At 49.6% G+C, this 24,820-nt stretch carries 33 protein-coding genes and 1 pseudogene; 29 read left to right on the forward strand and 5 right to left on the reverse strand.

The window, feature by feature from the left end:
- Positions 1–158 precede the first annotated feature (158 nt).
- The 25 genes from terS (at position 159) to K0036_RS07330 (ending at position 19,116) form a co-directional block, all read left to right on the forward strand.
- Positions 159–827 (forward strand): phage terminase small subunit, encoded by a 669-nt coding sequence (terS, locus tag K0036_RS07215; RefSeq protein ID WP_009249279.1) that lies wholly within the window; start codon positions 159–161, stop codon positions 825–827.
- Positions 802–2,130: a terminase large subunit domain-containing protein gene (locus K0036_RS07220; protein ID WP_009249278.1), complete on the forward strand. Its 1,329-nt coding sequence runs from the start codon at positions 802–804 to the stop codon at positions 2,128–2,130. The genes terS and K0036_RS07220 overlap by 26 nt, the downstream gene beginning before the upstream one ends.
- A complete protein-coding gene (locus K0036_RS07225; protein ID WP_009249277.1) occupies positions 2,123–3,472 on the forward strand; it encodes a phage capsid protein in 1,350 nt (449 codons plus the stop codon). The genes K0036_RS07220 and K0036_RS07225 overlap by 8 nt, the downstream gene beginning before the upstream one ends.
- Positions 3,473–3,480: 8 nt before the next feature.
- Entirely contained in the window at positions 3,481–5,193 is a 1,713-nt protein-coding gene (locus tag K0036_RS07230) for a phage minor capsid protein (RefSeq protein WP_009249276.1), read from the forward strand.
- A gap of 1 nt (position 5,194) precedes the next feature.
- A complete protein-coding gene (locus K0036_RS07235) occupies positions 5,195–5,356 on the forward strand; it encodes a hypothetical protein (RefSeq protein ID WP_009249275.1) in 162 nt (53 codons plus the stop codon).
- Positions 5,357–5,413: 57 nt separating this feature from the next.
- Entirely contained in the window at positions 5,414–5,620 is a 207-nt protein-coding gene (locus K0036_RS07240) for a hypothetical protein (RefSeq protein ID WP_156786799.1), read from the forward strand.
- 158 nt (positions 5,621–5,778) lie between these two features.
- Positions 5,779–6,345 carry a phage scaffolding protein gene (locus tag K0036_RS07245; RefSeq protein ID WP_009249273.1) on the forward strand — a complete coding sequence of 189 codons (567 nt, stop codon included), beginning with the start codon at positions 5,779–5,781 and terminating at the stop codon, positions 6,343–6,345.
- Between the two features lie 16 nt (positions 6,346–6,361).
- Positions 6,362–7,225 carry a hypothetical protein gene (locus K0036_RS07250; protein WP_009249272.1) on the forward strand — a complete coding sequence of 288 codons (864 nt, stop codon included), beginning with the start codon at positions 6,362–6,364 and terminating at the stop codon, positions 7,223–7,225.
- Between the two features lie 13 nt (positions 7,226–7,238).
- Entirely contained in the window at positions 7,239–7,580 is a 342-nt protein-coding gene (locus K0036_RS07255) for a hypothetical protein (RefSeq protein WP_009249271.1), read from the forward strand.
- Entirely contained in the window at positions 7,574–7,978 is a 405-nt protein-coding gene (locus K0036_RS07260; RefSeq protein ID WP_220431054.1) for a DUF6751 family protein, read from the forward strand. The genes K0036_RS07255 and K0036_RS07260 overlap by 7 nt, the downstream gene beginning before the upstream one ends.
- Positions 7,979–7,980: 2 nt before the next feature.
- Complete coding sequence (locus tag K0036_RS07265; RefSeq protein ID WP_208061864.1) at positions 7,981–8,364, forward strand: hypothetical protein; 384 nt, start codon at positions 7,981–7,983, stop codon at positions 8,362–8,364.
- A complete protein-coding gene (locus K0036_RS07270; RefSeq protein WP_208061866.1) occupies positions 8,345–8,767 on the forward strand; it encodes a hypothetical protein in 423 nt (140 codons plus the stop codon). Before K0036_RS07265 ends, K0036_RS07270 begins: the two co-directional genes overlap by 20 nt.
- A 22-nt stretch (positions 8,768–8,789) precedes the next feature.
- Positions 8,790–9,299 carry a hypothetical protein gene (locus K0036_RS07275; RefSeq protein WP_009249268.1) on the forward strand — a complete coding sequence of 170 codons (510 nt, stop codon included), beginning with the start codon at positions 8,790–8,792 and terminating at the stop codon, positions 9,297–9,299.
- A gap of 119 nt (positions 9,300–9,418) precedes the next feature.
- Positions 9,419–9,799 (forward strand): DUF6673 family protein, encoded by a 381-nt coding sequence (locus K0036_RS07280; RefSeq protein WP_009249267.1) that lies wholly within the window; start codon positions 9,419–9,421, stop codon positions 9,797–9,799.
- Positions 9,800–9,804: 5 nt separating this feature from the next.
- Entirely contained in the window at positions 9,805–10,374 is a 570-nt protein-coding gene (locus K0036_RS07285) for a Gp15 family bacteriophage protein (RefSeq protein ID WP_009249266.1), read from the forward strand.
- On the forward strand, positions 10,371–10,535 hold the full coding sequence (locus tag K0036_RS07290; protein ID WP_009249265.1) for a hypothetical protein: 165 nt from the start codon (positions 10,371–10,373) through the stop codon (positions 10,533–10,535). Before K0036_RS07285 ends, K0036_RS07290 begins: the two co-directional genes overlap by 4 nt.
- 37 nt (positions 10,536–10,572) lie before the next feature.
- Positions 10,573–13,992, forward strand: coding sequence for a tape measure protein (locus K0036_RS07295; RefSeq protein ID WP_009249264.1), 3,420 nt, complete (start codon positions 10,573–10,575; stop codon positions 13,990–13,992).
- On the forward strand, positions 13,989–14,822 hold the full coding sequence (locus tag K0036_RS07300) for a hypothetical protein (RefSeq protein ID WP_009249263.1): 834 nt from the start codon (positions 13,989–13,991) through the stop codon (positions 14,820–14,822). Before K0036_RS07295 ends, K0036_RS07300 begins: the two co-directional genes overlap by 4 nt.
- Positions 14,804–15,802: a Gp37-like protein gene (locus tag K0036_RS07305; protein ID WP_009249262.1), complete on the forward strand. Its 999-nt coding sequence runs from the start codon at positions 14,804–14,806 to the stop codon at positions 15,800–15,802. The genes K0036_RS07300 and K0036_RS07305 overlap by 19 nt, the downstream gene beginning before the upstream one ends.
- The gene (locus K0036_RS07310) at positions 15,803–16,588 is read left to right on the forward strand and encodes a hypothetical protein (RefSeq protein WP_220431055.1); all 786 of its coding nucleotides are present in this window, start codon (positions 15,803–15,805) and stop codon (positions 16,586–16,588) included. It abuts the gene before it with no gap.
- A gap of 367 nt (positions 16,589–16,955) precedes the next feature.
- Positions 16,956–17,321 carry a hypothetical protein gene (locus tag K0036_RS07315; RefSeq protein ID WP_009249260.1) on the forward strand — a complete coding sequence of 122 codons (366 nt, stop codon included), beginning with the start codon at positions 16,956–16,958 and terminating at the stop codon, positions 17,319–17,321.
- 9 nt (positions 17,322–17,330) lie between these two features.
- Positions 17,331–17,462: a CD1375 family protein gene (locus K0036_RS19555; protein WP_259283436.1), complete on the forward strand. Its 132-nt coding sequence runs from the start codon at positions 17,331–17,333 to the stop codon at positions 17,460–17,462.
- Positions 17,463–17,514: 52 nt separating this feature from the next.
- A complete protein-coding gene (locus tag K0036_RS19560; RefSeq protein WP_230104837.1) occupies positions 17,515–17,652 on the forward strand; it encodes a CD1375 family protein in 138 nt (45 codons plus the stop codon).
- Between the two features lie 48 nt (positions 17,653–17,700).
- Positions 17,701–18,174, forward strand: coding sequence for a phage holin family protein (locus tag K0036_RS07325; protein WP_009249258.1), 474 nt, complete (start codon positions 17,701–17,703; stop codon positions 18,172–18,174).
- A gap of 45 nt (positions 18,175–18,219) precedes the next feature.
- Positions 18,220–19,116: an N-acetylmuramoyl-L-alanine amidase gene (locus K0036_RS07330; protein ID WP_009249257.1), complete on the forward strand. Its 897-nt coding sequence runs from the start codon at positions 18,220–18,222 to the stop codon at positions 19,114–19,116.
- Between the two features lie 187 nt (positions 19,117–19,303).
- Here K0036_RS07330 and K0036_RS07335 read toward each other — a convergent pair.
- From K0036_RS07335 to K0036_RS07345, 3 genes and pseudogenes are all read right to left on the reverse strand, one after another.
- Positions 19,304–19,924: pseudogene (locus tag K0036_RS07335) on the reverse strand (ABC transporter substrate-binding protein); the annotation flags it as partial.
- 69 nt (positions 19,925–19,993) lie between these two features.
- Complete coding sequence (locus K0036_RS07340) at positions 19,994–20,470, reverse strand: hypothetical protein (protein WP_025644038.1); 477 nt, start codon at positions 20,468–20,470, stop codon at positions 19,994–19,996.
- A 36-nt stretch (positions 20,471–20,506) separates the two neighbouring features.
- A complete protein-coding gene (locus K0036_RS07345) occupies positions 20,507–20,704 on the reverse strand; it encodes a hypothetical protein (protein WP_044955506.1) in 198 nt (65 codons plus the stop codon).
- 125 nt (positions 20,705–20,829) lie between these two features.
- On the opposite strand from K0036_RS07345, the gene K0036_RS07350 reads away from it, so the two are divergent.
- Together K0036_RS07350 and K0036_RS07355 are read left to right on the forward strand one after the other, a co-directional pair.
- Positions 20,830–21,555, forward strand: a complete 726-nt coding sequence (locus K0036_RS07350) for a phosphatase (RefSeq protein ID WP_025644034.1) — start codon at positions 20,830–20,832, stop codon at positions 21,553–21,555.
- Between the two features lie 64 nt (positions 21,556–21,619).
- The gene (locus K0036_RS07355) at positions 21,620–21,919 is read left to right on the forward strand and encodes a YerC/YecD family TrpR-related protein (protein ID WP_004607703.1); all 300 of its coding nucleotides are present in this window, start codon (positions 21,620–21,622) and stop codon (positions 21,917–21,919) included.
- Positions 21,920–21,942: 23 nt separating this feature from the next.
- Here the strand turns inward: K0036_RS07355 and K0036_RS07360 are convergent, their stop codons facing one another.
- Entirely contained in the window at positions 21,943–22,554 is a 612-nt protein-coding gene (locus tag K0036_RS07360) for a DUF1836 domain-containing protein (RefSeq protein ID WP_025644032.1), read from the reverse strand.
- A 258-nt stretch (positions 22,555–22,812) separates the two neighbouring features.
- Between K0036_RS07360 and K0036_RS07365 the strand changes: the two genes are divergently transcribed.
- Both K0036_RS07365 and K0036_RS07370 read left to right on the forward strand, forming a co-directional pair.
- The gene (locus K0036_RS07365) at positions 22,813–23,574 is read left to right on the forward strand and encodes a 4Fe-4S binding protein (RefSeq protein WP_220431056.1); all 762 of its coding nucleotides are present in this window, start codon (positions 22,813–22,815) and stop codon (positions 23,572–23,574) included.
- Positions 23,575–23,600: 26 nt separating this feature from the next.
- Complete coding sequence (locus K0036_RS07370) at positions 23,601–24,263, forward strand: HAD family hydrolase (RefSeq protein ID WP_220431057.1); 663 nt, start codon at positions 23,601–23,603, stop codon at positions 24,261–24,263.
- Between the two features lie 62 nt (positions 24,264–24,325).
- Here K0036_RS07370 and K0036_RS07375 read toward each other — a convergent pair whose 3' ends face one another.
- Positions 24,326–24,745, reverse strand: coding sequence for an Hsp20/alpha crystallin family protein (locus K0036_RS07375; protein ID WP_173693080.1), 420 nt, complete (start codon positions 24,743–24,745; stop codon positions 24,326–24,328).
- Positions 24,746–24,820: the final 75 nt, after the last annotated feature.

The following is a 24,820-nucleotide window of genomic DNA, read 5'->3' on the forward strand; positions in this document are numbered from 1 at the left end:
CAATTAACAAAAATCTGTGGTATTATTTAAAGTGAAGAAAGTGGATATGATTGACGTGTCACTTGTTTCCTCCCAACACACATAGACGATAGGGCGTCCCGCAGGAATGCGGGGCGTCTTTTCGTTGTGATAAAACAGACAGAACAGAGGTGAGGTGATTGCCAAAGCAGAGAAGCCCGGACTCTTACAGGGCCGAAGAACTGTACAAGTCAGGAATGAAGTTAGTTGAGATTGCAAGTCAACTAAATGTATCCGAAGGCACGGTTAGGAGTTGGAAAAATAGATATCGTTTTGATGGGTCAAACGCAACGTTGCGAAAGAATAATCGCAACGTTGCAAAAAAGAAGCACGGCGGACAGCCCGGGAACAAGAATGCGGTCGGACACGGCGCGCCTAAAAGGAACAAGAATGCCGAGAAATTCGGATTCTTCTCGAAGTACCTTCCGGAAGAGACCGTCTCCATCATTCAGGAGATGCCCGCCGATCCCCTGGACGTCCTATGGGACCAGATACAGATTGCCTATGCCGCTATCATACGGGCGCAGCAGATCATGTACGTCCGTGACCGGGATGATCTGACCACGACGCAGATCCAGGAGAAGAACGGGGATTCTGTGACTGAGGAGCGCTGGGAGGTGCAGCAGGCCTGGGATAAGCAGGGAAGCTTCTTGAAGGCGCAGGCCAGGGCGCAGTCGGAACTGCGCAGCATGATACGGCAGTATAAGGATCTGGCAGAGAGGGTCGGAGGAAAGCAGGAGGCGATAGACCGCCTGGATGAGATACTGAAGGGAGTGCGCGAGAATGCAGCTAAGCAGGAAGCAGAATGAGTACATCGTGCATGCGACGCATAGATGGAACATCAAGTCCGGTGCCGTTCGATCGGGGAAGTCGTATGTGGATACGGCCTTCGTGATTCCCTTCCGGATCCGGGAGAGATCAGGCAAGCCCGGGCTGAATGTGATCCTGGGCGTGTCCAATGAGTCGATAGAGCGTAACGTGCTGCAGCCGATGCGGGAGATATACACGGAGGAACTGGTCGGCACGATCAACAGCCGGAACGTTGCCAGGATCTGCGGCGAGGATGCCTACTGCCTTGGAGCCGAGAAGATCAGCCAGGTGGCCAAGATCCAGGGAGCCAGCATCAAGTATTGCTACGGGGATGAGGTGGCGAAATGGAATAGAGAGGTATTCCAGATGCTGAAATCCCGTCTGGATAAGCCGTATTCCTGTTTTGACGGGTCCTGCAACCCGGAGCATCCCACGCACTGGCTCAAGGAGTTCATAGATGATGACAGGCTGGACATCTACCTGCAGAGATACACAATCTTCGATAATCCATTTCTGGATCCTAGATTTGTGGAAGAACTATGCAAGGAATACGAGGGCACGATCTACTATGACCGCCTTATTCTTGGATTATGGAAGCGAGCAGAGGGTGCCATCTACAAGAAATTCGCGGATAATCCAGAAGCATTCCGGTGCCGGATAGTGGATCAGTACTCACAGGCTCCGCCTTGCAGGGAATTCCGGAAAGAGGATATCACCTCTATCGAGATTGGCATTGACTTCGGGGGGAACCAGTCTGGCCATGCATTCGTTGCCCGCGGGTACACAGATGACTATAGAGAAGTGATAGCGCTTAAGAGCCGGAGAATTAGGGCGATGGATGAGAACGAGGATATTGACAGCAATCGGCTGGACGAACTCTTCTGCGAATTTATGCGCGATGTGATCAATCAGTACGGGGTAACAGTCCGGCATGGGGATTACGTAGAGTACTGCAACGTCGAGTCGGTGTACTGGGACAATGCTGAGACCGTCCTAGGCAACTCCATCCGCAATGCAGTAGAGAGGAGATTCCCCTGGATCTCCGTACGCCCGGCGAAGAAGAGGGCAATTAATGATCGGATCAGATGTACCGTCAGGCTCATGGGAGCAGGACGGTTTTTTATTACAGATGACTGTGAATCCCTGCAGTGTGCCTTTACAGATGCCGTATGGAACCAGGAGGTTAAGGATAAGGAGGAACGCCTGGACGACGGAAGCACAGACATTGACAGCCTGGATGCATTTGAATACACGATAGAACGGGATATGCGGGAACTTATAGAAGAGGTGGAAAATGTTTGATGGACTGAAAAGATTATGGAGAGGGATTGTGAAGATGTTTGATTATACAACAGTAAAAAATGTGATTGGCAGTGACGTGGCATTATCACAGACCATGATTGATGCTATCAATGAGTGGAAGAAGATGCAGAACGGAGCTGCAGACTGGATAAATGAAGACGTCAAGTCCCTGCGCATTGAACATGGTATCTGCCGGGAATTTGCCGATGCGGTCATCGTGGAAATGGAAGCGAATATACAGAACAATGACCGGCTGGATAAGATTTTCCAGAAGAGCCTGGCAGACTTAAATGAGAATCTGCAGGACGGCCTGGCTCTTGGATCTTTTGTGCTGCGCCCCTTGGGGGCTGACAGAGCGGAATATGTGGCCGCGGATAAATTAATCCCTGTAAGTTTTGATGATTCGGGGAAGCCGAATGATATTGCCTTTTTGTCTGTTAAATGTATCGGTAAAAATGACTATTACACCAGGGTGGAACGGCATTATTTTACAAATGGCAATCTAACCATTGAGAACAGATGTTACTATTCTCAGACAAAAGGAGATATTGGGCAGCGGTGCAGCCTGACAGATGTAGACGCCTGGAGCCAGATAAATCCCGGCCCGGTGACTTATCCTGGCATGACACAGATGGATTTTGGGTATTACCGAAATCCCCTGAAGAACAAAGTGGACGATTCGGCGTGTGGAGTCTCCATCTATGAATCGGCAAAAGAACTGATTGAGAAAGCAGATATCCAGGCTGCACGGCTTGACTGGGAGTACGATTCCGGTGAGCGTGCTATTCATGTGGATGATCGAGCCCTCCGAAAAAAGGGCGGTAAGCAATATATGCCGAGGCTGAAAAAGAGACTTTACAGAGGGCTGAATTTGGAAGACGGAAAAGACAAGGATCTGTACAAGGAATATTCCCCCGAGATGCGGGATGAGTCCTATATCCGAGGCCTGGAGAAGTACTATCGTAGCATTGAGTTTAATGTTGGACTTGCCTACGGAGATCTGTCCGAGACCAACGAGGTGGATAAGACGGCCACTGAGGTAAAGGCATCAAAGATTCGCAAGTACAACAGGGTGAATGCGATACAGAGAAACCTCGAGGAATGCCTGATGGATTTTGTCACAGGGCTTGCCTTCTATAACGGCATGTACAATTCGGAGGCTGAACTGGCCTGCACATTTAACGACAGCATCTTGACGGATGAAGAGACGGAAAGGGCACAGGATCGACAGGATGTCAGCATGGGGGTTATGTCCCTGGCTGAGTATCGGGCAAAATGGTACAACGAGGATATTGATACCGCGTTGGCAAACCTTCCGGAGCAGAACAGGGTAATGGAGTGATGTAGACGTTGAACGGGGATTATAGAGAGCAACTGTCCAGGAAGATAGAAGGGGCGTATTCGGACCTGGAAGTGCGGATTATGCAGGATATCGTCAGGAGGATACGCCAGACCGGAAAGATTACGAGCACGGCAGACTGGCAGATCAACAGGCTGAGGATACTTGGGAACTCTTCGGAGGATATCGAGAAGATGCTGAAAGAGGCGCTGGATGCGTCCTACCCGGAGATGTTCGAACTGTATGACAGGGTCATTGACTGGGAATACGTCCGCAGCAAGGATATCTACGAGCAGATTAATGCAGAGTTCATTCCTTACGAGAAGAATAAGCAGCTGCAGCAGATCACGGAGGCCCTCATCCGGCAAAGCGGCGAGGATCTGGACAATATTACGCGATCACTCGGATTCTATCTGGACTATGGGAATGGAAGAAGGATCCTTACGCCTCTTGCGGAAGTATATCAGAAGTACCTGGATGCTGCCTGCATGGATATCGTGTCAGGCGCTTTCGACTATAACAGCGTCCTGCGCCGGGTAGTTACGCAGCTGACCAACAGCGGATTGAGGCAGATTGATTATGCTTCAGGGCATGCCACCAGAATCAATGTGGCTGCGAGAAGAGCGATCATGGCAGGAGTTGCCAAGTTGACAGGCCATATCTCGAATATGAACGCCGAGAGGCTTGGCGCAGAGTACTATGAGGTTGCCTGGCATTCCGGGGCGCGTCCAGCGCATCAGGCCTGGCAGGGGAGAGTCTGGACAAGAGATCAACTGGTAACGGTCTGCGGCCTTGGGACCGTGACAGGACTCCTTGGAGCGAACTGCTACCATGAGTACTATCCGTTCTTCCCGGGCATTTCTGAACGAAACTGGTCGGACGCATGGCTGGAAGAGCAGAACCGGAAAGAGAATACGCCTAAGGAATGGATGGGGAGGAAGTACACCGTCTATGAGGCGAAGCAGCAGCAGCGGCAGATGGAAACGGCCATGCGGGCGCAGCGCGAGAAGGTAGCGCTGCTTAAGGAGGGTGGCGCGGATCCGGATGAGACCATGCTGGCCAGGTGCAAGTATCAGGCCCAGCTGGATGAATATGGAAGGTTTTCACGGAAGATGAATCTCCAGCAGGAGCGAGAGCGCATCTATTACGATATGCGAGGAAGAGTAGCGCCAGAAAGCATGAAAGCCATGAGGATGTTCCCTCCGCAGATGATACAGAACGCCGGAAGGGATATCAAGCAGTATGAAAGATACAAGAAAATCATTGGAAAAGATGCAGGTTCCCTTGCGCAGTTTGGACAGAATAAATATAATGATAATGAGAGATGGAAATTTATGAAACTCGATTATCAAAGACGTAATGAGTTAATTGAGCATCCGGGACTAAAACTCCCCCATGCAGAGGGGGCAGTCCTTCCAGATGGGAAATTTACAAGGTATCTATTCGGCGGCGATCATGCGGAAGGCCTGGCAAAAGGCAAAGCATTTTCTTCCCGGCTGGGCTACTCAGAAAAAAACTGGAAGGAGCTGCGGGACGAAATAAGGCAAAGGGCATCAAAGTATCCGGCAGTCTACAAAGGCAACAATGGGTATGGCGATAGGTACGAGCAGAAAATGATTATTTACGGAAAGAGCGCAATGCCTGCAAATGTCGTTGTTGGGTGGCTGCATAGGCCGGACGGCTCTACATCAATGTCAAGCGCTTACATTAAAGAGGTGAAGTAAAATGGAGGTTAAGGAATTTGATACCGTGCTTTTGAAAGACGGAAGGAAGGCGTCTATCATGGAAGCCTTTGAGAACAAAGTATTTATTGCGGATGTCGGGAGTTCCCCCAAAGACTGGGAGACAATCGATATCACGATTGATGATATTGAAAAAGTCCTATAAATGCCATTCGTGCTGCGGCGCGAGTGGTATTTTTATGCTCTTTTTGAGGTGGCGGCGATGGAAAGATATAAGGTAACAGAAGATGCGGATAGGCTGGCTCCTGATTGGCTGGCGGTCCGCATTAACTATAAGACAATTAAATTTGTTTACAGCATCTTAGACGGCTACAGTTTTCTGAAAGGGGTGAGAATCGATGGCCAGATGGCGAAAATCGGAGATACGATATGCTTTGATGATAACGGGCTATCAGTAGAAAGGCGGTGATCCATATTTCTCCCTTTGGGCGCGGGGTTATGCGTCCTGTTTTTTTATGCCCTGCCACAAGGCTATAAACTGGACAACTACCCGGCGCGAGGTCTAACGTGCTATATCCCATACCGCTGAAAGAGCGGTCAATAAACTATTTCAGGAGGAATGAAACAATGAAAAATATTTATGAGATTATGAAGGAGTTTGGTCTTGAACTTTCAGAAGAGAAAAAGGCGGAGTTTGATAAGGCATGGAAAGAAAATTACCGGACAAAAGCAGAGTACGACAAGGCGGTAGAACAGAGGGACAACTATAAGTCCCAGTACGACACTGTATCCGGCGAACTGAAAAAGTTCGAGGGCGTGGATCCTGAAGGACTTCAGAGCGAGATAATGAGACTGCAGGATGACCTGAAGAAGAAGGATGACGAGTATGCACAAAGAGAAGCAGACAGGGCTTTCACAGACATGCTTACGAAGGCGATCAAAGAAGCGGGCGGGCGCAATGAGAAAGCGGTAATGGCGCTTCTGGACGTAGAAACTTTGAAAGCATCTAAGGATCAGACGGAAGACATCAAAAAAGCATTGGAGACCGCAAAGGAATCCGATGCCTATCTATTTGGAGCAAATGAACCAATCAACAACCCGGTAGGAAGCACAGGCGGAACGGAAATCCAGGGAATGGGAGACGACATGTCAGCAGTCCGTATGGCTATGGGACTTCCGGCGAAGAAAGAATAAGAGAGGTAATTAAGTTATGGCAAATACAATCGAATTAAGAAAGCAGTATTCCACAATGCTGGATGAGGTATACAAGCTCGCATCCCTGACCTCGGTCCTGGATGGCCCAAACGATCTTGTCCAGGAAGGGGCAAACGCAAACGAGATCCTGATCCCTAAGATGTCTATGCAGGGGCTGGCAGACTATAATAGGCAGTCCGGTTACGTTCCCGGCGATGTAACCCTGGAATACGAGACCAAGAAGTGCGGATACGACAGGGGACGCATGTTTACTATTGACGCTATGGATAATATCGAGTCTGCAGGAATCGCATTTGGACGCCTATCAGGCGAGTTCTTACGGACCAAGGTAGCCCCGGAACTGGATGCATACCGGCTTGCGGGATACGCCCAGATCAGTGGTATTAAGACCGCTTCTGCGGATCTGGCTGACGGGAAGGCCGCACTCGCCGCCCTGAGAACAGCAAGAGGAGAGATCGAGAACGCGGAGGCGAACCTTGCAACCTGCTATCTGTTTATCAACCCGACAGTATACGGCCTGATCGAAGATCTCGACACCACGGCTTCCAAGAAGGCAATCGAAGGGTTTGCCGGAATCGTTAAGGTTCCGAGCGGAAGATTCTATAATAAGATTGCGCTGACAGCATCTGGAGAAGGCGGATTCTCCAAGGCAGCAGGGGCGCTCGCAATGAATTTCCTGATCGTTGACAAGCAGGCTGCAATCCAGTACCAGAAGCACACGGTGTCTAAGATCATCACGCCGGAGCAGAATCAGGATGCGGATGCATGGAAATTCGGATACCGTACGGTCGGGATTGCGGAGTGCAAGGACAATAAGAAAGAAGGCATCTATGCACATACGGTGAAAGCCACTGCCTAGGAGGTGATGAGGCATGCTGATGGTAACCTATGATTATTACAAGGATTCCTATGGAGGGCATCTGATACAAGAGCCCTCCTGGAAACCCATTGCAGTCAGGGTGGAGGCGAGGCTTGACGGCTATACCTTCGGAAGGCTTCCGGGCTCCTGGCCAAATGAAGCCAAAACTGCAGTCTGCGAGATGGCAGAGTGCCTGTATAAGCATGACAAGCGGGACGGAAAGATATCCGAGAATAATGACGGCTATTCCGTATCCTATGATACAAGCCAGTCACTTGATAGCCTGCTGTATGGCATTGCGAAGGTATATCTGGGGGATACAGAATACATGTACCTGGGGGTGGGGGAATGCTGACAAATGCAGACATTACCATCTATAACCACATATACGACAAAGCCACGCGCCTGGATGAATGGCGCAGGACCGTCATCCACGGCGTGCATTTTTATGTGGATAATAAGGTGTCTGTCGGGGATTCGGGCCTGAACAGCGCGGACGTCTATAAAATCCGCATTCCGGAAGATGCCGAATGTGACAGCCAGTATGCCCCAGAGGACGAATACGCTTCTGCGGATAGCACAGCGGGGATCTGGACCCTGCAGGACGGGGATTATGTCGTGATCGGCAAATGCGATCTGGAAATCGAGAGGCCGGCTGACCTTTCGAAGACGCATAGGCAGCACTGCAAGATCACGTCCTGGTCAGACAACCGTTTTGGCGGCCTTCCGCATTGGAGGATTGGGGGCGAGTAGAGATGGCATCACATCTGAAGATCAATACGCCAAGAGGCAGCATAATTTCTATGAGCACCCAGGGCGGGACAACCACAGTGCAGCTCAAGTGGAATTCGGGATTCGCGCCGGAAAAGGAAGCGTGCTTCAATCGTGCGCAGGCGTTTGTCGACAGCGAATGCCTGCGGTGCATGAATCCGCTGACGCCGAGACGGACGGGGATGCTGATCAAGTCCGGCACGCTGGGGACCGTGATCGGAAGCGGCGAGATTGAATACCTGGCCCCTTATGCCAGACATCAGTACTATAAGCACAAGACGAAGGCAAAATGGTTCGAGCGCATGAAGGCGAGCCATAAGGAGCCAATACTGAAAGGAGCGATGATGATTGCAGCAGGAAAAAAATAAGCCGATTATCGCAAGCATCCGCGAGTACGTGCTTGCCTGCCCGTTCTTAAAAGACGGGAAGGTAAACATCGATTATCTCCCGGACGAGATGGCATACTCGATTGATCCGATAGGCGGGGATCCCATCTACAAGAGATATACAGACGGGAAGTGCATAAGGCAGTTCCAGTTCTCCCTGACATCAAAGGAAGCCTATGACGGGGATGCGCGGACTGGAATAGAGAACAGCGGGTTCTACCAGTATTTCGAGGAATGGGTGGAGCAGAACAATATGAACGATGTCCTGCCTGAGCTTGATGGGCATGCTCCGATACGGGTAGATGTTCTGCTAAGCGGATTCCTATTTTCCATGGATACGGAGTTCGGCAGATACCAGCTACAATGCAGGCTAATTTATGAATAAATAGAAAGAGAGGAAGAAAATTATGGCAAATGATCAGAAACTAGTAGGACGGCATAAACGGCTATCATTCATGAAGACGGAGGCTGACAAGTTCGTGAGGATGACGGGCTTTACATCCATGTCGGAGTCGAAGGAATCAAAGGAATACAGCCGGCAGTATATTGACGAGGCAACAGAGAGGACGGACGTGGTGGGCTATGCCACAGGCGTGGAATACGAGTTTGACAGGCATACGGGAAATGCCGTGCATACAAAACTGGCAGAGATCGCGGATGACGAGATCGTGGGAACGGATGCCCAGGTAGAAATACTTACGGTAGACCTGTTCGAGCCGACCGGGGCCGATAATAAGGCATGCAAGGCCAGGCTGAGGACCTACAGCGTTATCCCGGATGCGTCTGGCGACGGCACGGATGCCCTGATCTATTCCGGAACCTTAAAGGCGGCCGGAGAGATCGCCCAGGGCACCGCGACCACGACAGATGGCTGGCAGACATGCACCTTTGCACAGGGGGCTGCTCCTACAGCATGAAGGACAGGGGGCTGCTCCTACAGCATGAAGGACAGGGGCGAAGCATCCTCCCAGCAAGAGGATAATGCAGATACCGTAGTAGAAGAAGACAATGAACAGATAATCAAGGAGGAGAGCCTATGAGCCGTTGGAAGTTTGGAAAATTTGAGGCAGAAGTAGATTTTACGGATGCGGATTTCATGGATGCGCTGGAAGAGGCGCAGAAGGAACTGGCAGACAGGAGCATGGAAATCCCGAAGGTGGGAAAGAAAAGCGATATCATCCGCGCCCAGGTAGGCTGCTTTGCCCAGTTCTTTGACCATATATTCGGTCCGGGAACCAGCGAGAAGATGTACGAAGGAAGAGCCAGCCTGGAACTGGCGATCCAGTCAGCAGAATCATTTTCCAGGTTTGGAGAGCAGGAGGGCAGACGGATGGACGACAGCTACAGCAAATACTATGTGAACCGGAACAGGCAGCAAAGGCGGAGCAGCCCGAAAGGCCAGAGCCATAACAGGTGATCCCTATGAATCCCTTATATGAAAAGTTTCCTGACTATGTGGAAGTCAGAGGAAGGCGGTGCCGTATCGTGACGGATTTTCGGGAATGGATCAAACTCTCCGAACTGCTGGGAATGGCAGGCCGCCTGAATGGGAAGGTGCTGGATATGGTGCTGGACTGGTATATAGATCCGCCAAGCAGCGTGACCGATGGAGTATATGCCCTTCAACGCTTCCTTGCAGGCGCAGAACTGTATGAGATTGACGGCAGGAGCCTAGAAGGGAATCAGGGATGCGGAAAGCCCGTCTATTCTTTCGAGCACGACGCGCGCTGCATATACAGCGATTTCCTGCGCTGCTACGGAATCGACCTGGAGCAGGTGCCATATATGCATTGGTGGAAGTTCCTGATCCTATTCGAGGGGCTGCCGCAGGACACGGAGACGAAGGAGAGGATCTATTATAGGAGCGTCAACCTTAATGAGATCAAGGATAAGGAAGAAAGAAAGCGGATAAAGGAGATCAAGAAGCGCATCGCGCTTCCTATGCGGAAATCCGGGCCAGATGATTATCAGATAGGGGAGTTTTTTGGATGATGACGAAGATATGCCTTCCGACAAAGCGCATGTGGTATCGCTGTCCGTACTGCGGGCAGAAATTGCTGATATATGACAATGCCGCTAAGTGCAGCGGGATATACATCCAGTGCAAGAAATGCAAGAGAGAAGTAGAAGTGAGAATAGCAGAGCATCTGTGAGCCGTTGAGCCGTGCGAATCAGGAAAGGTGGAGAAGCATGGCTGTAGATGGATCATTGAAATTTGACACGAAGATTAATACCGATGGCTTCAATAAAGGCGTAGCATCCATTGGAAAGATGGTAAGCGGCGTTGGAAGCAGGGTGGCCGGGCTAGGAAAGGCGTTTACGCCAGTCACGGCGGCGGTTGTAGGAGTCGGCGCTACCGCAGGAAAGACGGCCATAGATTTTACCAAGCTCTACGAAAGCACGATGGTCGTATTCGAGAAGATGCTGGGAGGAAAGCAGGCTGCAGATGAACTGTATAGCAGCCTGCTTTCAATCGCAAAGGCATCCACGTTCTCACAGGAGGCCTTCCTGACCGCGGGCAAGAAACTGGTGGGCATGGGGATCGATGCCCAGTCTACGACAAAATACATGCAGGCCATTACCGACGCCGTGGCCGGATTTGGCGGCACGTCTGAAAACCTGACGAATGTTGCGGAGAATTTCGCGAAGATTTCGACTGCCGGAAAACTCAGCATGGAAGATGTGAACATGCTGTCGGATAACGGGATCCAGGCTCTTAAGATACTTGGAAACCAGTACGGAAAGACAACGGACGAGATGCGGGACATGATCTCGAAAGGGGCTGTGCCCGCAAAGGATGCAATGGACAAGCTGGCCGACGGGATAGAGATGGGCACGGAAGGCGTAAACGGAATGACCTCGGCCATGGCCGGAATGTCGCTGGCCATGAAGGGCAAGACCCTTACAGGTGCCCTGGATTCCCTGAATTCCGGATTCCGCGGATTTGCGCTTAACCTGATCGGAATCAATCCTACGCTGAAAGAGACCGACGATGGATATGAGGAGAGCACCCAGCGGCTTCAGCAGCTGACGGCGGCCATATCCACCATAGCCGGGATTATGCCATCCGTGGCAACGGTATTCAGCACCTTTACAGACGCGATCGGGCGGATGCTGGATAAACTAGTCGGCGCGAACGTGGCCTTTGACGAGGCTACAGGGAAATGGGAGAACGTAGGGGGAGTCCTTGGAACTCTAAAGGACAAGCTCGACACGATGAATCCGGACAAGCTGAAACAGGTCGGGGATGCGATCCTGGCAATGGCCGTGGCTGGCGCTGTACTGCCAGTACTGGGCGGCGGGATAAGCAAGATTGGCGGGATCATAGGCGGCACTGCAGGCGTGTTTGGCGGCCTAGGGAACAGCGTATCAGATGTGACGGGAAAGATAGGGGGATTCGCGTCCGGTTCCGGGAAGACGATGCAGGCAGCCGGCAAAGAATTCAAGAAGAATTGCGGGATCATATCGCAGAATACGATAGGAGTCGTGTCGGATGTGACAGGGAATGTCGGAAAGATAGGCGGCACCGCTGCTCAGATGGCGGGAAAGACCAGCAGCGCGCTAGGAACGATGACCAGTGTCGCGGGGCAGTTCGGCGGCGTGCTGCTGAAAGGATTCGGGATTGCCAGTGCGGCAGGGATATTCCTTGCAGGCCTCGGGCTTCTGCAGAGCAATTTCGGCGACAGCATCAATAACATGCTGCAGAAAGCCACCACGGAAGGCCCACAGCTTATCAAGAAACTATGCGATGGCATCACATCTGCGCTTCCAGGGCTGATAGAGCAGGGGACGCAGCTGGTCATGAACGTGCTGAATGCGATAACGGCCAATCTGCCGGCACTCGTTACAGGAGGAATCCAGATAATCGTCACCCTTGCCACTGGCGTCGCGCAGGCGCTTCCGCAGCTGATACCCGCCGCGGCGCAGGCGATCGTGACCCTCGTGGACTCGCTTATCAGCAATATGCCGCTCCTGATACAGGGCGCGCTGCAGCTTGTCGTCGGATTGACTCAGGGGCTTGTACAGGCAATTCCGATGCTGATCCCGGCAGGCATGCGGCTGATACTGTCATTGATCATGGGGCTCGTGCAGATGCTTCCGACGCTGATAGAGTCAGGCGTGCAATTGATCGTGGCGATTATCCAGGGGCTGGGAGAGGCCATCCCAATGCTGATCGAGATGGCGCCACAGATCTTCCAGGCATTCGTTGACGGGATAATGAGCGTTGACTGGCTGGCTGTTGGCAAGCAGATCCTGGAGGCGATTGTGGATGGCCTTAAAAGCATAGGGTCTAGCCTGTGGGATACCGTCAAGGGGATATTCACAGATGGCGAGGACGAAGCGGCGGAGTCGGGAAAAGCGGCAGGAAGGAAGTATGCTTCCGGAATGGACAGCACGAGTGCGGATGCCCAGGCGTCAGCGGCCAGCGTTGCGAATGCGACAACAGAATCCTTTGCGTCCACGCTGGACATGAACGGGGAAACCGTTAGCCTTGCCGCAATGAATATGGGAAATAACGCAAGCGCCGGGCTGCAGTCAGCGGATCTGCCTGGGGCTTTCCAGTCAGAGGCGGGTGGTGCGGCAAGCGGGCTTGCAAGCACGCTTAGCGCCAGTTCTGTGTCGGCATCGGCTGCAGCACAGGGTGTCGGAAACAGCGCGAACCTGGGACTGGATCTGGCAAATATGGGAAGCGCCTTTTCTGGTGCCGGAGCAGAAGCGGGGCTTGGATTAAGTTCCGGACTGTCGGCACAGACTGGATCAGTATCGATTGCCGCCGGCCAGGTGGCAAGTTCCGCACAGTCATCCATATCAAGCATTGATCTTGGGGGATCCTATTCGGCTGCCGGCATGCAGGCCATGCAGGGCCTGACAAGCTCGATATCGTCCGGAGGGGCTGCGGTGAACGCGGCCGCAAGGTCTGCGGCAGAGGCAGCCATCACAGGGCTGGCAAACGCAAAGATTCCCGATAAGGCAAAAACAGAGGGAACAAACTTTGCGAAGGCGCTGGCGGATGCAGTCAAGTCAGGTACCGGAACTATCCGCACGGCGGTAACTGTGGTGATGGCTGCTGCGAAACTGGCCGCGAATGGCTTGGGGAATGCCGGGCATGAAACCGGAAGCATGTTCAGCGCGGGTCTGGCTCGCGGGATACTTGCCGGCGAGAGCGGTGTAATATCGGCAGCCGCCAAGGTGGCGCAGTCGGCAGTCAGGGCGGCGCAGCAGACCCTGGATATCAATAGCCCTTCAAGGGTAGGCGCATGGATCGGAAAGATGTTTGACAGCGGGATCGCAGTAGGGATTACGAAGCATGCAGGCATGGTAACGAAGGGTGTCAGACGCATGGCAGGCGAAATTGAGTCCGGAACAGAAGCGGCCCTAACGAGCCTGCAGAGGCAGGCGGCCATGGGAACAGTAGCGGCGGGGAATGGCCTGTATAATTCTGCTACCAGCAGAATGTACAGCCAGCCGTCAGCATGCATTACGGAAATCCTTGACGACTGGGAGCGCAGGCAGAAGCGCATTGACCGTGAAAGGGATGACAGGCCCGTGCTGCTTGACGGGCGGCGGATCGACCGGGCGAGAAGCGTGAAAGGGATGGTGACAGTATGATCTGCTATTATCAGAATAGCAAGCAAGAGAAGATCAGCCTGACGGAGTATCCATACAGGCTGATCACAGGAGGAATCTATGATTATGAATGGGACGAGATAACCTATAGCAGCAAGATATACGGATTCTCTCGGAAGATCTTTGAGAAGGAGCTCAAGCTGGACGTGTTCTGCGGCCAGGACGAGTTTGCGGACCGTATGAATGATTTTGAGAGCATCATATCCGTGGACATCGCGAGCAATACCCCGGGAAGGCTGTATGTCAATGGAGAATACCTGTCATGCTATGTCAACCGCGTCAAAAAGGATGACTGGGAGGCGGGGCTGTATACGATAGTGACGCTTGGCATCATATCGGATTATCCATTCTGGGTTACCGAGATGACGAAGCAGTTCTTTAGGAAAAGCGTCAGCGGAAAGGCAGGCACCGGATATAACTTCAACTATCCGTTCAATTACCCATGGAACTATACGGTGACAGAGATTGGATCGGAGCAGTGGCACATAGACCACGTCAGTTCCTGCCCATTCACACTGACGATATATGGGCCGGTTACAAATCCAAGGATCCTGATAAATGGCTATCCCTATGAGATCTACACGACGCTGGAAGGCAACGAGTACCTGATACTGGACACGCGGACGCATAAGATAACCAAATATCTCTCGAACAGCACGACATCCAACCTCTATAATAGCCGCAGGATGGAGCAGAGCGTGTTCGATCCGATCGGCCCCGGGCCGATAAGCGTGAACTGGAGCGGCACGTTCGGGTTTGACATCACTGCGTACATAGAAAGGAATGAGCCGACATGGCAGAAGAAATGCTAATACTTGCCGGAAGAGACGGAAGGGAGATCGGCTCCCTTCTTAACGTTGGCCTGGACATAGATCTGAACGGGACAAGGGATTTCGAGGTGTCCGTGCATCGGAGCGCCTGGAGCACTGCATTCGAGTATGGCGGGTATATCTTCCGCCCCGGGACAGAGATTGGCGGGCGGATCGGGCGGATGTACACGGATACCGCTCTCGATGTCATCAAGATCTGCGGCCTGACCTGGAGGGGCATGCTGAATGGAAAGGCAATAGTTCCTCCGGCCGGGCAGGACTACAGGAAGGTGTCAGGGGAACTGAATGCCGTACTGAAGAGCCTTATAGAGCCCGAATTTGAAGGCCTGTTTGCTGTATCAAGGGAAAGCACCGGGGTCACGGTCAGCAATTACCAGTTCGACAGGTACGTGGATCTGCTAAGCGGAATCGAGAAGATGCTTAAGAGCAAGGGACACCGACTCCAGATATCGTATATAGAGGCCAACAGGGAGCCAGGATATGTCCAGGTCAAAGCGGTGAAGATAGTCGACTATTCGAGCGAGATAGAATTATCCCAGGACAGCGGTCTGGACTTCCAGCTGAACGATATCCGTAATGGATATAACCACATGATCGTTGCCGGAAAGGGAGAGATGTCCAGCAGAAACGTATTCCACCTGTATGCCTGGCCGGATGGCTCGATCAGGAGGGAGCAGTATTACAGAGGCATTGACGAGCGCGTATACATCTACGAGAACACATCCACGGAGACGGCAGAGGTCGAAGAGAAGGCGCGGGAGGAATTCCTGAAGATCATGAATCGGAAGGAATTCGGGATGAACACGTCCGCCTTGAGCCTTGCGGCGGATATAGGAGACATCCTTGGTGGGCGCGATTACCTTACGGGCGTCTATATGGCCAAGCCGATCACGAATATTATATATACCACGGATGACGATGGTACAGTAAGCGTTGAATACCAATTGGAAGGAGAAGACTAAATGCAGATCATAACGGGAATAGGCGAAAGCGAGCATGTCACAAGCATGCAGCATAGAGCAATATTTGAAATGGTGATAGGAGATAACAGTTACATATTAAATAAGGGGGAACTGCTTGAGCCGGAACTGCAGTCAAACAATGCGCTCAAGATCAGGAGCGGGATGCTGGCCCATCACGGCTGCATATGCGAGGTTGCACCCAATACCTATGATGAGGTGGCGATTGGAAACGGATCGCAGAGCATGAAGCGCATCGACCTTGTGGTGGCAAGGTATACGCAGAATGCAGAGACCAAGGTGGAAAGGACGGAATGGACCGTGATCCAGGGGCAGCCGGTAGAAAGCAATCCAGTAGCGCCTGACTATATCCACGGCAATATGCAGGACGGAGACCTCACGGATGACTGCCCGGTGTTTGAGGTGCATCTGGACGGGATCCAGGTAGTGGAAATTAAGAAACTGCTAAACGTTTTGGGCGGCAGCCTTGCTGAACTAAATAGAAAATTGACGTATGTCAAAACAGACATCTCGCAGAATCTTAAGGTATATCGCGAGGGGCGCAGGGTAACTGTCCAGGGGCTTGTACTAATCAATGGTACAAGCACGACGTTCGAACTGCCATACACAGCGACAGACGTTACAAGATTCTCAGCCGTTGGACTGTCTAATTCTCTGGCACTTGCCGGATATAGTTTCGGAACGGTGAAAGGTGCAGCGTGTGAAATCACATTTGGAAATGCGATCACTTATGCCGCTGTAAATTTTGCTTATTATACCAATCTATAGCTTAGCCTTGGTGATTATCACAGATACCGCCAGCATATGACCGGATACAAAACTTCCCCAGGCGTGGATTACAAGTAGGTTGCCACTTCGGATTTCGTAGGTGAGTTGGGATACTTGCCTGTATGGGGTACTATCATTACGTAACATTGTAATGGATATGGCATATGCAGACGCATTAGCGGTGATATCACTGATATCCCTTATGACTCCCTCAAGGACACCGCCGGAGTATTGCAAGGTTATTGTTCTGGAGTATGCGATCTGTGGCATGGCCGTTATTTTTCTATTTAGTGAATAAGTAACTTTATTAACCCGGAGCCAAACGGCTCTTAGTATAATGTGCGACGTCGCACGGAAAGGAGAAGATTTGAAGATTATATTCAATGACGCATCGGAATTGTCCGTACAAGCGGTACGGTGCGAAGGTGATTATTTGACAGTATTATCCTTAATTGATCCCACGCAATTACGTCACGCTTTCGAGGATCCGGTAAAGACCAAGAAGATTCAGGTAAAAGAAAGAGGACAGATTACTGCAGAGTATGAAGGTCATACTGAGTTTTATAGAACAGAAGAGTATACTGGAGGAATTTATGGGATTGTAATGTATAAGCCTGGAAAAACTCCGGAAGAGAAGGCAGTGGAGATGGAAAAAACAGTTGAAGCAAATGTGACACAGATCACTGATCTACAGATGGCCATTTGTGAGATTTATGAAGGGATGGTGATGTAAATGCCGTATATGCCAAAGATATATGCGTACTTAATCCGAAAAGGGGAGAAAACCATTGATCAGGTTCCGGGAAATATTAGGGAAGAAGTTCAGCAACTTCTGGGTGATGCAGATGATCAGAGAATTCAGGACATTGATTAAGGATGTCCTGTTTTTTATTTCCAAAATAGTCTTTCGGAAGGAGGTGGAAGTGATGGCAGTTATCTATGCTACCCTGATTGTGAAGGGCAAAAAGACCATTGCCCAGGTGCCAGATACGATTAGGGAACAGGTGAAACAGATCCTGATTGATCTGGAGGTGCCAGAACTGGCAGAAAAATTGATGGAATAGGACCTGTGTTAAAGCGGGTCCTTCCAGGTAGTAAAGGAAGTGAGGTAAATGAATAAAATGAACATGAATTATGCAGATGCAATCATTGATGGATACAATGCAATTGTTGGGACAGTGGTGGCTGTGCTTTCTTACATATTAGGAGAACACTGGATTTTGTTCGTGGCGTTTTTACTGCTTAATGTGGCGGATTGGATCACCGGCTGGATGAAGAGCCGGATGGCCGGGAAAGAGAATTCAGTCAAGGGGTGGCAAGGTGTTTTGAAAAAACTTGGATACTGGATCATGGTAATGGTGGCATTCGGTGCTGGTGCAGTCTTTATTGAAATTGGAAAGGCGATAGGGGTTAACCTGGGAATCACAACATTATTAGGCTGGTTCGTCCTAGCATCCCTTATTATCAATGAAATCAGATCTATTTTGGAGAATTTCGTAGAAGCTGGCTATAATGTTCCAGCCATATTAACTAAAGGTCTGCAGGTGGCAGACAGCATCGTGAATAATGATTCAGAGGACGCGTAACAGCGTCCTCTTTTTATGCGACGTCGCACAGGAAGGAGATAGAACATGGGAACTTATAATGTACATGCAGGACACTGCCCTCAGGGGCAGGGAGCGAGTGGAGCAGTAGGATTATTGCAGGAGTCAGTAGAAGACAGGAAAGTTAAGAACAGGGTAATCTCAGCATTGCAGTCAGCGGGCCATGTAGTCTATGACTGTACGGATGACAGCAATTGTAACGTAAGCCAGAACCTCCGAAACATCGTTGCTAAGTGCAATGCACACTCGGTAGATCTGGACGTATCTATCCACCTGAATGCCGGAGGAGGCACAGGGGTGGAGGTCTGGTGTTATGATGGCAAGACAGCGAATATCGCGAGTGCGATCTGCCAGAATGTATCTACTGCGCTGGGGATTTCTAACAGAGGAGTCAAATATTCGACTGGTCTGTACGTCCTTAGAAAGACGAAAGCGCCAGCATTGCTGGTGGAGTGCTGCTTCGTGGATAATCAGAATGACTATAGCCATTGGAACGTTGAAAAATGCGGTGATGATATTGCTTCCGCCATTGCGGGTAAAACTGTACAGGGTAATGCATCCGCTCCTGCACAAAATCCAGCGCCGACACCAAATGCAGGGTTTGACTTTGCAGGATGGGTAGGCAGGCTGCAGGCAGAATGTAATGCTCAGGAATTTTCAAGACAAAAAGTAGATCGCATTCCCGGCCCGATCACTCTGGCCGGATGCCCGCTGATAAAACGTGGGGCGAGCGGTAATATTACAAGGCTTGTACAGGAGCGGCTGAACTCTTTGGGCTTCTGCTGTGGTGTAGATGGCGATTATGGCCGGGCTCCGTTCCATGAGACCTATGACGCTGTAATAGCATATCAGAGAGCCAACGATCTTGTACCAAATGGAATCGTTGGACAGAAGACTTGGAGCAAGCTGCTGGGATTATCATAATGGCATTATTAAGGCCACGAAGCGTAAGAACTTCGCGGCTTATTATTTTGACAAGCTGAGAAATGTTAAAAGAATAAAGCCCGCTGGAAAAACCAACGGGCTTAGAATCAAATATTGAGCCACGAACACTGCGGTTACTATTTAGTAAATGAAATCTCCTATGCTGCTGGTGTAGTATTCATCATAATTCAACCGTAAAGTCAGCCTGCCCTTCCGAGAATGCGGCAGCAGTAGAGCCAAAGTCAATGCTCTGATCGATATTTACATCCTTTGCAGGGTCGATATTGTTCTGGTTAAGGATGTATTCAAACACCATCTCAGGCATGCCGCCTTTGCGGCCGCCAAGAACATCTTTGCCTTTGATATCTTCCCAGGTGAAGTCTGGCATCTCTTCCCGGGCTACCAGGAAGTTGCCGGCCCGCTGGGTCAGCTGGGCGAAGTTGACGACGTAGTCGTTGGCACCCTCGTTGTAGGTGTAGATGGATGCTTCAGATCCCATGAAGCCGATGTCTGCACTGCCTGAAAGAACGGCGGTCATGGTCTTATCGGCGCCAAATCCTGTAACAAGATCGAGGTCGATCCCTTCATCCGCAAAATATCCTTCCTCAATGGCTACATACATCGGTGCATAGAAGATGGAGTGGGCCACTTCATTTAAGATGACCTTTGTTGGCTCCTTCTTGGTCTCTTCTTTCTTTGCCTTCGTATCTGAAGATGCGGTTTCTGCGTCATTCTTGGATGAGCAGGCAAGAAGAGAGGTCATTGCCATGGCAATGACGAGAGATACAGCAATGAATCGCTTTTTCATATAATCCTCCTTAAAATTCTAATGCTATAGTATATTCGGCTAAGAAGGATTTGTTACCATCCATATAGATTAGCAGATTACGATGATTTTTCGAGGCGTGGTCTGCGGCGGAATACTTCTGGTTGTCGTGGAATAGTATACGATTAGCAGCTTTCCTCCGAGAGAGCATTCGAAGGGCTGGCCATTGGAAGTCACGACTGGCGTGTAACGCTCCACATTCAATTTAAGAGACCCATCCAGGGCTTCCAGATTGTCATCGAAGTAGCCTGCATACATAGTCTCGTACGGATTGCGGCGTCCAATAAAGACTGCCTGGTATTGTGGTGGAAATATGAGTGGTATGGGAAGGCTGGCATCATAGAAGGCGGCCACATTCATGCCGGGCCGCAGACGTACTTCATTGATGACGTACGTGTCCGGCCCGACGATAAAGTTGCTGATCCCGTCAGAATTGCGTATGCTGACCTGCCGCTGGCAGCAGTCATCGCCAAATGCTGTGATGTCCTGGATTACTCCGGTAATTGGAACTAGATTCATAGAAGGCATAATTAATCCCCCGTTTTTGATTAATATATGCCGGGATTATTTGGATTGTTCTTCTGGCTTGATATTGGCTACCTTGGCATTGGGAGGAAGGAAATGGTACAGATCCTCATAGGACTCAAGTTCCTCAATGGAGATGGGCTCCGAAGGGATCAGTCCGGTACAGTCCTGCATGGAAGCCGCATTGGACAAGTAGTCATAATCATCAATAATTTTCTGGTTTTTCTCATCTTTCATAAGTATATTACCTCCGGTTCTTTGCAAAAATATAAAAAGATTAAGATTAGATTGTGTAGAAAAAGAGAAGGGTATACTGTATAATATTTCCATGAGTGTTTAGATTGAAGAAAGAAGGTCCTGCTATGAACATTGAAATTGACACGCATACCCATACGCTGGCCAGCGGCCATGCATATAATACCCTCAGGGAGATGGCGGCCATGGCTGCCGAAAAAGGCCTTAAAGGACTGGCCATCACCGAACATTCTCCAAAGATGCCCGGAACATGTCATATCTTTTACTTTCAGAACCTTAGAGTAGTTCCAAGAACCATGTACGGTATTGAACTGCTGCTGGGCACGGAGTTGAATATTATGAACGAGCAAGGAGAGGTAGACCTGCCGCAGACTCTATTGAAGGAAATGGATATCGCCATTGCCAGCATGCATACACCCTGTTATGAGGGAGAGAAGACCACGGAGAAGATCACGCAGGCATATTTGAAGGTGATGGAAAATGAATATGTAGATATTATCGGACATCCGGATGATGGAAGATTCCCGGCAGACTACAAGGAACTGGCGAAGGCCGCCAAACGGACCCATACATTGCTGGAGGTCAACAATTCCTCGCTCCGTCCTACTGGCTTCAGGGTGAATACCCAGGAGAACTGCCTGAAGATGTTAAAAGCATGCAAAGAAGAGGGCGCCATGATCGTGCTTGGAAGCGATTCTCATGTGGATGTGGATATTGCTAATTACCAGTATGCCGCAGAATTGGTAAAGAAAGCGGATTTTCCAGAAGAATTAGTGGCTAATTCCAGCCTGGAAAAATTGAAGGCTTCTTTAAAACGGAATAAAAAGGTATAGACTTTACGAATTTAGTGTGTTAAAATGTAACAGTAATGAAATCTGTTACAAAGGAGATAATGCTATGAGTAAAAAGATTAGGACTGAGGCAGTAGATTATCTGTTTAGTGCTATATTAAGTCTGAAAGATAAAGAAGAATGCTATACTTTTTTTGAGGATATCTGTACGATTAATGAATTGCTGTCATTATCCCAGAGATTCGAAGTGGCAAAGATGCTCAGAGAACATAAGACATACCTGGAGATTGCAGAGAAGACAGGTGCATCAACAGCGACCATAAGCCGTGTAAATCGTTCGTTAAACTACGGGAATGACGGATATGACATGGTATTCGAAAGAATCAAGACAAAAGAGGAAGAATAAAAAAGAAATAAGGCTGGCAGGCCTTATTTCTTCTTTTTATCCTGAATTGGCTCAGGAAGATCATCGATTAATTTTTCAATCAGCAGTTTCTTTACGTATACGTCGAAACTCAGGCTGCAGATGAATGCAAAGAATTGCAGATAATCCTGTTCTGTGCCAGGGACATCGGCAAAACTGCTAAGCGCAGCATTGTAGGACTTTGCAACGTCCTTTTGCAGGTTCTCAATCCGGGATTTTTCCAGTTTGCAGATCTCTTCGTAGATAGAAGTAATATTGAAGTCCTCGTGATTATCGAAATATTTCTCTGTGATGGGTGCCAAAAGCGCCTCGATATCCTTGATCGAAAGGATATTTTTAAAATAGTATATGAAAATCATGACCAGGACATGCTCTTTGGAATACTTCTTCTTTACCGGAGGCGGCAGGAGATTATTTTTTGCGTAATTGTTGATCATCGTCTTAGTCAGAATCTTATCGTCTTTATGCCTTTTGGTAGACTGAAGCTGTTCCTCCATAAAGGTAGTTACCTGATCCATGTATAGATCTATATTCGGGATATTCCCCGGTCTCACGTAATCAATTCGCGAGATGCTGGATAGAATGCTGTTCAGCATATCTTTTGTATCAATCGTCATGTTAATCACCTCAATATAGATATTATATAGTATTAAAAACTAGATGACAAGGGGTTTTTGCTTCTAAGACAGTTTTTGCCAGAACATTTTTATTAGGCTTGATTTTAGAGACCAATGTTGATATTCCGATTTTCATAGGCTATAATGGATAAATCTCAATCCGGCAAGCAGCAGTTTGAAGGAATTGTCAAGATTCTGGGAGCAGGTAGAGCCTATGATGGAACTATGTCATAAGAAAAGTCAGGAGGAAATGAAGGTATGAGCGTATATTCAATATATTTCAGCCCTACAGGGGGCACGGCAAAAGTAATGGACATTGTTGCGGATGTGTGGAAAGCGGATGCGCAGATTGATCTGTCCGTATTAGAAGATGATTATGAGAACTATCAGTTTAAGCAAGAAGACATCTGCCTGTTTGGCGTTCCATCCTATGGAGGAAGGGTTCCGGAAGCTGCGCTTGCCCGGATTCGGAGGATGAAGGCTGGCAATGCTTCGGCAGTCATGGTGGTGGCATATGGAAACCGCGCTTATGACGATACATTATTGGAACTTAAGAATGAACTCTGTGAATGCGGGTACCGGGTAAAGGCGGCCATTGCCGCAGTTACAGAGCACTCTATTATGAGACAGTTCGCAAGCGGACGGCCGGATCCGCAGGATGAAAAGGAATTAAGGGAGTACGCCCGCAAGATTCAGGACTCCATGGCTCAGCCTGGGGATGTGGAATTGAGAGTGCCTGGAACTGTGCCTTACAGGGAATATAATGGGGTGCCTTTTAAGCCAAAAGCAGGGAGCAAGTGCACCAGTTGCGGCAAATGCGCGGCGGAATGCCCGGTAGGGGCAATCCCGAAGGATGCGCCGTCAACGGTAGATGAAAAGAAGTGCATCTCCTGCATGCGCTGCGTGGCGGTCTGTCCTTATGGGGCGAGGACGCTTGGAAAGGTAATGCTGCTTGCCGCGTCCCAAAAGATGAAGAAAGCCTGCAGCGGCCATAAGGAAAATGAATTGTTTTTACCTTAGTAAGTTCAAGAAGGGAATACTTAGAGATGTTAAAAGCAGTATTTGTAGACTATACAGGCACGATAATAAAGGAAGACGGGCCGGATATCCAGCAGCTGATCATGCGGGCTTATCAGAACAGCAATATCGAAAGCCCCAAGGCAATGGTGGCTTATTGGTGGAACAAGGTCAAACGATATGAGGAGGAAAGTTTTGGAGAGCGGTTTATTACAGAGGATGAGATTGTAGACCAGATTCTGGAAGACTGCAGGGAGGAGATTCATCTGGAGGATGACAAGAATCAGCTGCATGAACTGTGCCGTCGCTTCTGGGTTCATGCCCCGGCATTTGACGACACGGCAGAATTCTTCGCAAGATGTCCGCTGCCTGTCTATATTATCAGCAATAATGGCGTGAAGTATATTGAAGAAAGCATGGCGGAAAAAGGACTGAATCCTGCGGGAATCATCAGCGGAGACATGGCAAGGGCATACAAGCCGCATAAAGAATTGTTTGAGAAGGCGCTGGAGATCGCTGGAGTGACCGCCAAAGAAGTGATTCACATAGGAGATTCGGCCGCGTCCGATGTAAAGGGGGCGCTTGCCGCCGGGATTACGCCCATACTTCTTGATCGGACCGGGAAAGAAGAGGCGGGGGAGGCCAGGATTATCCATTCTCTGCCAGAGATTTTGGACTATATAGATGAGTAAAGTGGATGATTGAAAAAAGGACCGGCAGCATGCTTTGCTGTCGGCCCTTTTCGTGAGGGGGATTATCCTTCAATCGCAATATACTTGTTATTTTCGATTGCCTTCTTATCTTCACTCTTTGGCACGGAAAGTTTCAAGATTCCATTTTCAAATCTAGCTTTGATGTCGCTTTCCTCTACATTCTCGCCAACATAGAAACTCCGGCTGCAAGAGCCATAGTAGCGTTCGCGGCGGATATACTTGCCGTCTTTATCTTTTTCATCATTATTCTTATCTGTCGTTGCGCTGATGGTCATATAGCCATCTTTGAGTTCCGCCTTGATATCCTTCTTGTCAAATCCCGGCATATCAATGTCCAACTCGTAATGGTCGCCAGCATCCTTTACATCTGTCTTCATTACATTGCTGGATGCATGTCTGCGGAATGGAAAATCCATAAAGTCTTCAAATAAACTATCTCCAAAAATACTAGGCATCAACATAAGTCATCTCTCCTTTTCTATCTGAATGTTGTTTGTTTTAATTGTTCTATATGTAATATAACAAATATAATTAGC

This window comes from [Clostridium] scindens, from assembly GCF_019597925.1.
GTDB lineage: Bacteria > Bacillota > Clostridia > Lachnospirales > Lachnospiraceae > Clostridium_AP.

What these genes read in the sequence shown, in the direction of transcription:
- K0036_RS07220 (WP_009249278.1), top strand. Translation starts at nt 802, where the DNA reads ATGCAGCTAAGCAGGAAGCAGAATGAGTACATCGTGCATGCGACGCAT.
- K0036_RS07225 (WP_009249277.1), top strand. Translation starts at nt 2,123, where the DNA reads ATGTTTGATGGACTGAAAAGATTATGGAGAGGGATTGTGAAGATGTTT.
- K0036_RS07235 (WP_009249275.1), top strand. Translation starts at nt 5,195, where the DNA reads ATGGAGGTTAAGGAATTTGATACCGTGCTTTTGAAAGACGGAAGGAAG.
- K0036_RS07240 (WP_156786799.1), top strand. Translation starts at nt 5,414, where the DNA reads ATGGAAAGATATAAGGTAACAGAAGATGCGGATAGGCTGGCTCCTGAT.
- K0036_RS07245 (WP_009249273.1), top strand. Translation starts at nt 5,779, where the DNA reads ATGAAAAATATTTATGAGATTATGAAGGAGTTTGGTCTTGAACTTTCA.
- K0036_RS07250 (WP_009249272.1), top strand. Translation starts at nt 6,362, where the DNA reads ATGGCAAATACAATCGAATTAAGAAAGCAGTATTCCACAATGCTGGAT.
- K0036_RS07255 (WP_009249271.1), top strand. Translation starts at nt 7,239, where the DNA reads ATGCTGATGGTAACCTATGATTATTACAAGGATTCCTATGGAGGGCAT.
- K0036_RS07260 (WP_220431054.1), top strand. Translation starts at nt 7,574, where the DNA reads ATGCTGACAAATGCAGACATTACCATCTATAACCACATATACGACAAA.
- K0036_RS07265 (WP_208061864.1), top strand. Translation starts at nt 7,981, where the DNA reads ATGGCATCACATCTGAAGATCAATACGCCAAGAGGCAGCATAATTTCT.
- K0036_RS07275 (WP_009249268.1), top strand. Translation starts at nt 8,790, where the DNA reads ATGGCAAATGATCAGAAACTAGTAGGACGGCATAAACGGCTATCATTC.
- K0036_RS07280 (WP_009249267.1), top strand. Translation starts at nt 9,419, where the DNA reads ATGAGCCGTTGGAAGTTTGGAAAATTTGAGGCAGAAGTAGATTTTACG.
- K0036_RS07285 (WP_009249266.1), top strand. Translation starts at nt 9,805, where the DNA reads ATGAATCCCTTATATGAAAAGTTTCCTGACTATGTGGAAGTCAGAGGA.
- K0036_RS07290 (WP_009249265.1), top strand. Translation starts at nt 10,371, where the DNA reads ATGATGACGAAGATATGCCTTCCGACAAAGCGCATGTGGTATCGCTGT.
- K0036_RS07295 (WP_009249264.1), top strand. Translation starts at nt 10,573, where the DNA reads ATGGCTGTAGATGGATCATTGAAATTTGACACGAAGATTAATACCGAT.
- K0036_RS07300 (WP_009249263.1), top strand. Translation starts at nt 13,989, where the DNA reads ATGATCTGCTATTATCAGAATAGCAAGCAAGAGAAGATCAGCCTGACG.
- K0036_RS07305 (WP_009249262.1), top strand. Translation starts at nt 14,804, where the DNA reads ATGGCAGAAGAAATGCTAATACTTGCCGGAAGAGACGGAAGGGAGATC.
- K0036_RS07310 (WP_220431055.1), top strand. Translation starts at nt 15,803, where the DNA reads ATGCAGATCATAACGGGAATAGGCGAAAGCGAGCATGTCACAAGCATG.
- K0036_RS19555 (WP_259283436.1), top strand. Translation starts at nt 17,331, where the DNA reads ATGCCAAAGATATATGCGTACTTAATCCGAAAAGGGGAGAAAACCATT.
- K0036_RS19560 (WP_230104837.1), top strand. Translation starts at nt 17,515, where the DNA reads ATGGCAGTTATCTATGCTACCCTGATTGTGAAGGGCAAAAAGACCATT.
- K0036_RS07325 (WP_009249258.1), top strand. Translation starts at nt 17,701, where the DNA reads ATGAATAAAATGAACATGAATTATGCAGATGCAATCATTGATGGATAC.
- K0036_RS07330 (WP_009249257.1), top strand. Translation starts at nt 18,220, where the DNA reads ATGGGAACTTATAATGTACATGCAGGACACTGCCCTCAGGGGCAGGGA.
- K0036_RS07340 (WP_025644038.1), bottom strand. Translation starts at nt 20,470, where the DNA reads ATGCCTTCTATGAATCTAGTTCCAATTACCGGAGTAATCCAGGACATC.
- K0036_RS07345 (WP_044955506.1), bottom strand. Translation starts at nt 20,704, where the DNA reads ATGAAAGATGAGAAAAACCAGAAAATTATTGATGATTATGACTACTTG.
- K0036_RS07350 (WP_025644034.1), top strand. Translation starts at nt 20,830, where the DNA reads ATGAACATTGAAATTGACACGCATACCCATACGCTGGCCAGCGGCCAT.
- K0036_RS07355 (WP_004607703.1), top strand. Translation starts at nt 21,620, where the DNA reads ATGAGTAAAAAGATTAGGACTGAGGCAGTAGATTATCTGTTTAGTGCT.
- K0036_RS07360 (WP_025644032.1), bottom strand. Translation starts at nt 22,554, where the DNA reads ATGACGATTGATACAAAAGATATGCTGAACAGCATTCTATCCAGCATC.
- K0036_RS07365 (WP_220431056.1), top strand. Translation starts at nt 22,813, where the DNA reads ATGAGCGTATATTCAATATATTTCAGCCCTACAGGGGGCACGGCAAAA.
- K0036_RS07370 (WP_220431057.1), top strand. Translation starts at nt 23,601, where the DNA reads ATGTTAAAAGCAGTATTTGTAGACTATACAGGCACGATAATAAAGGAA.
- K0036_RS07375 (WP_173693080.1), bottom strand. Translation starts at nt 24,745, where the DNA reads ATGTTGATGCCTAGTATTTTTGGAGATAGTTTATTTGAAGACTTTATG.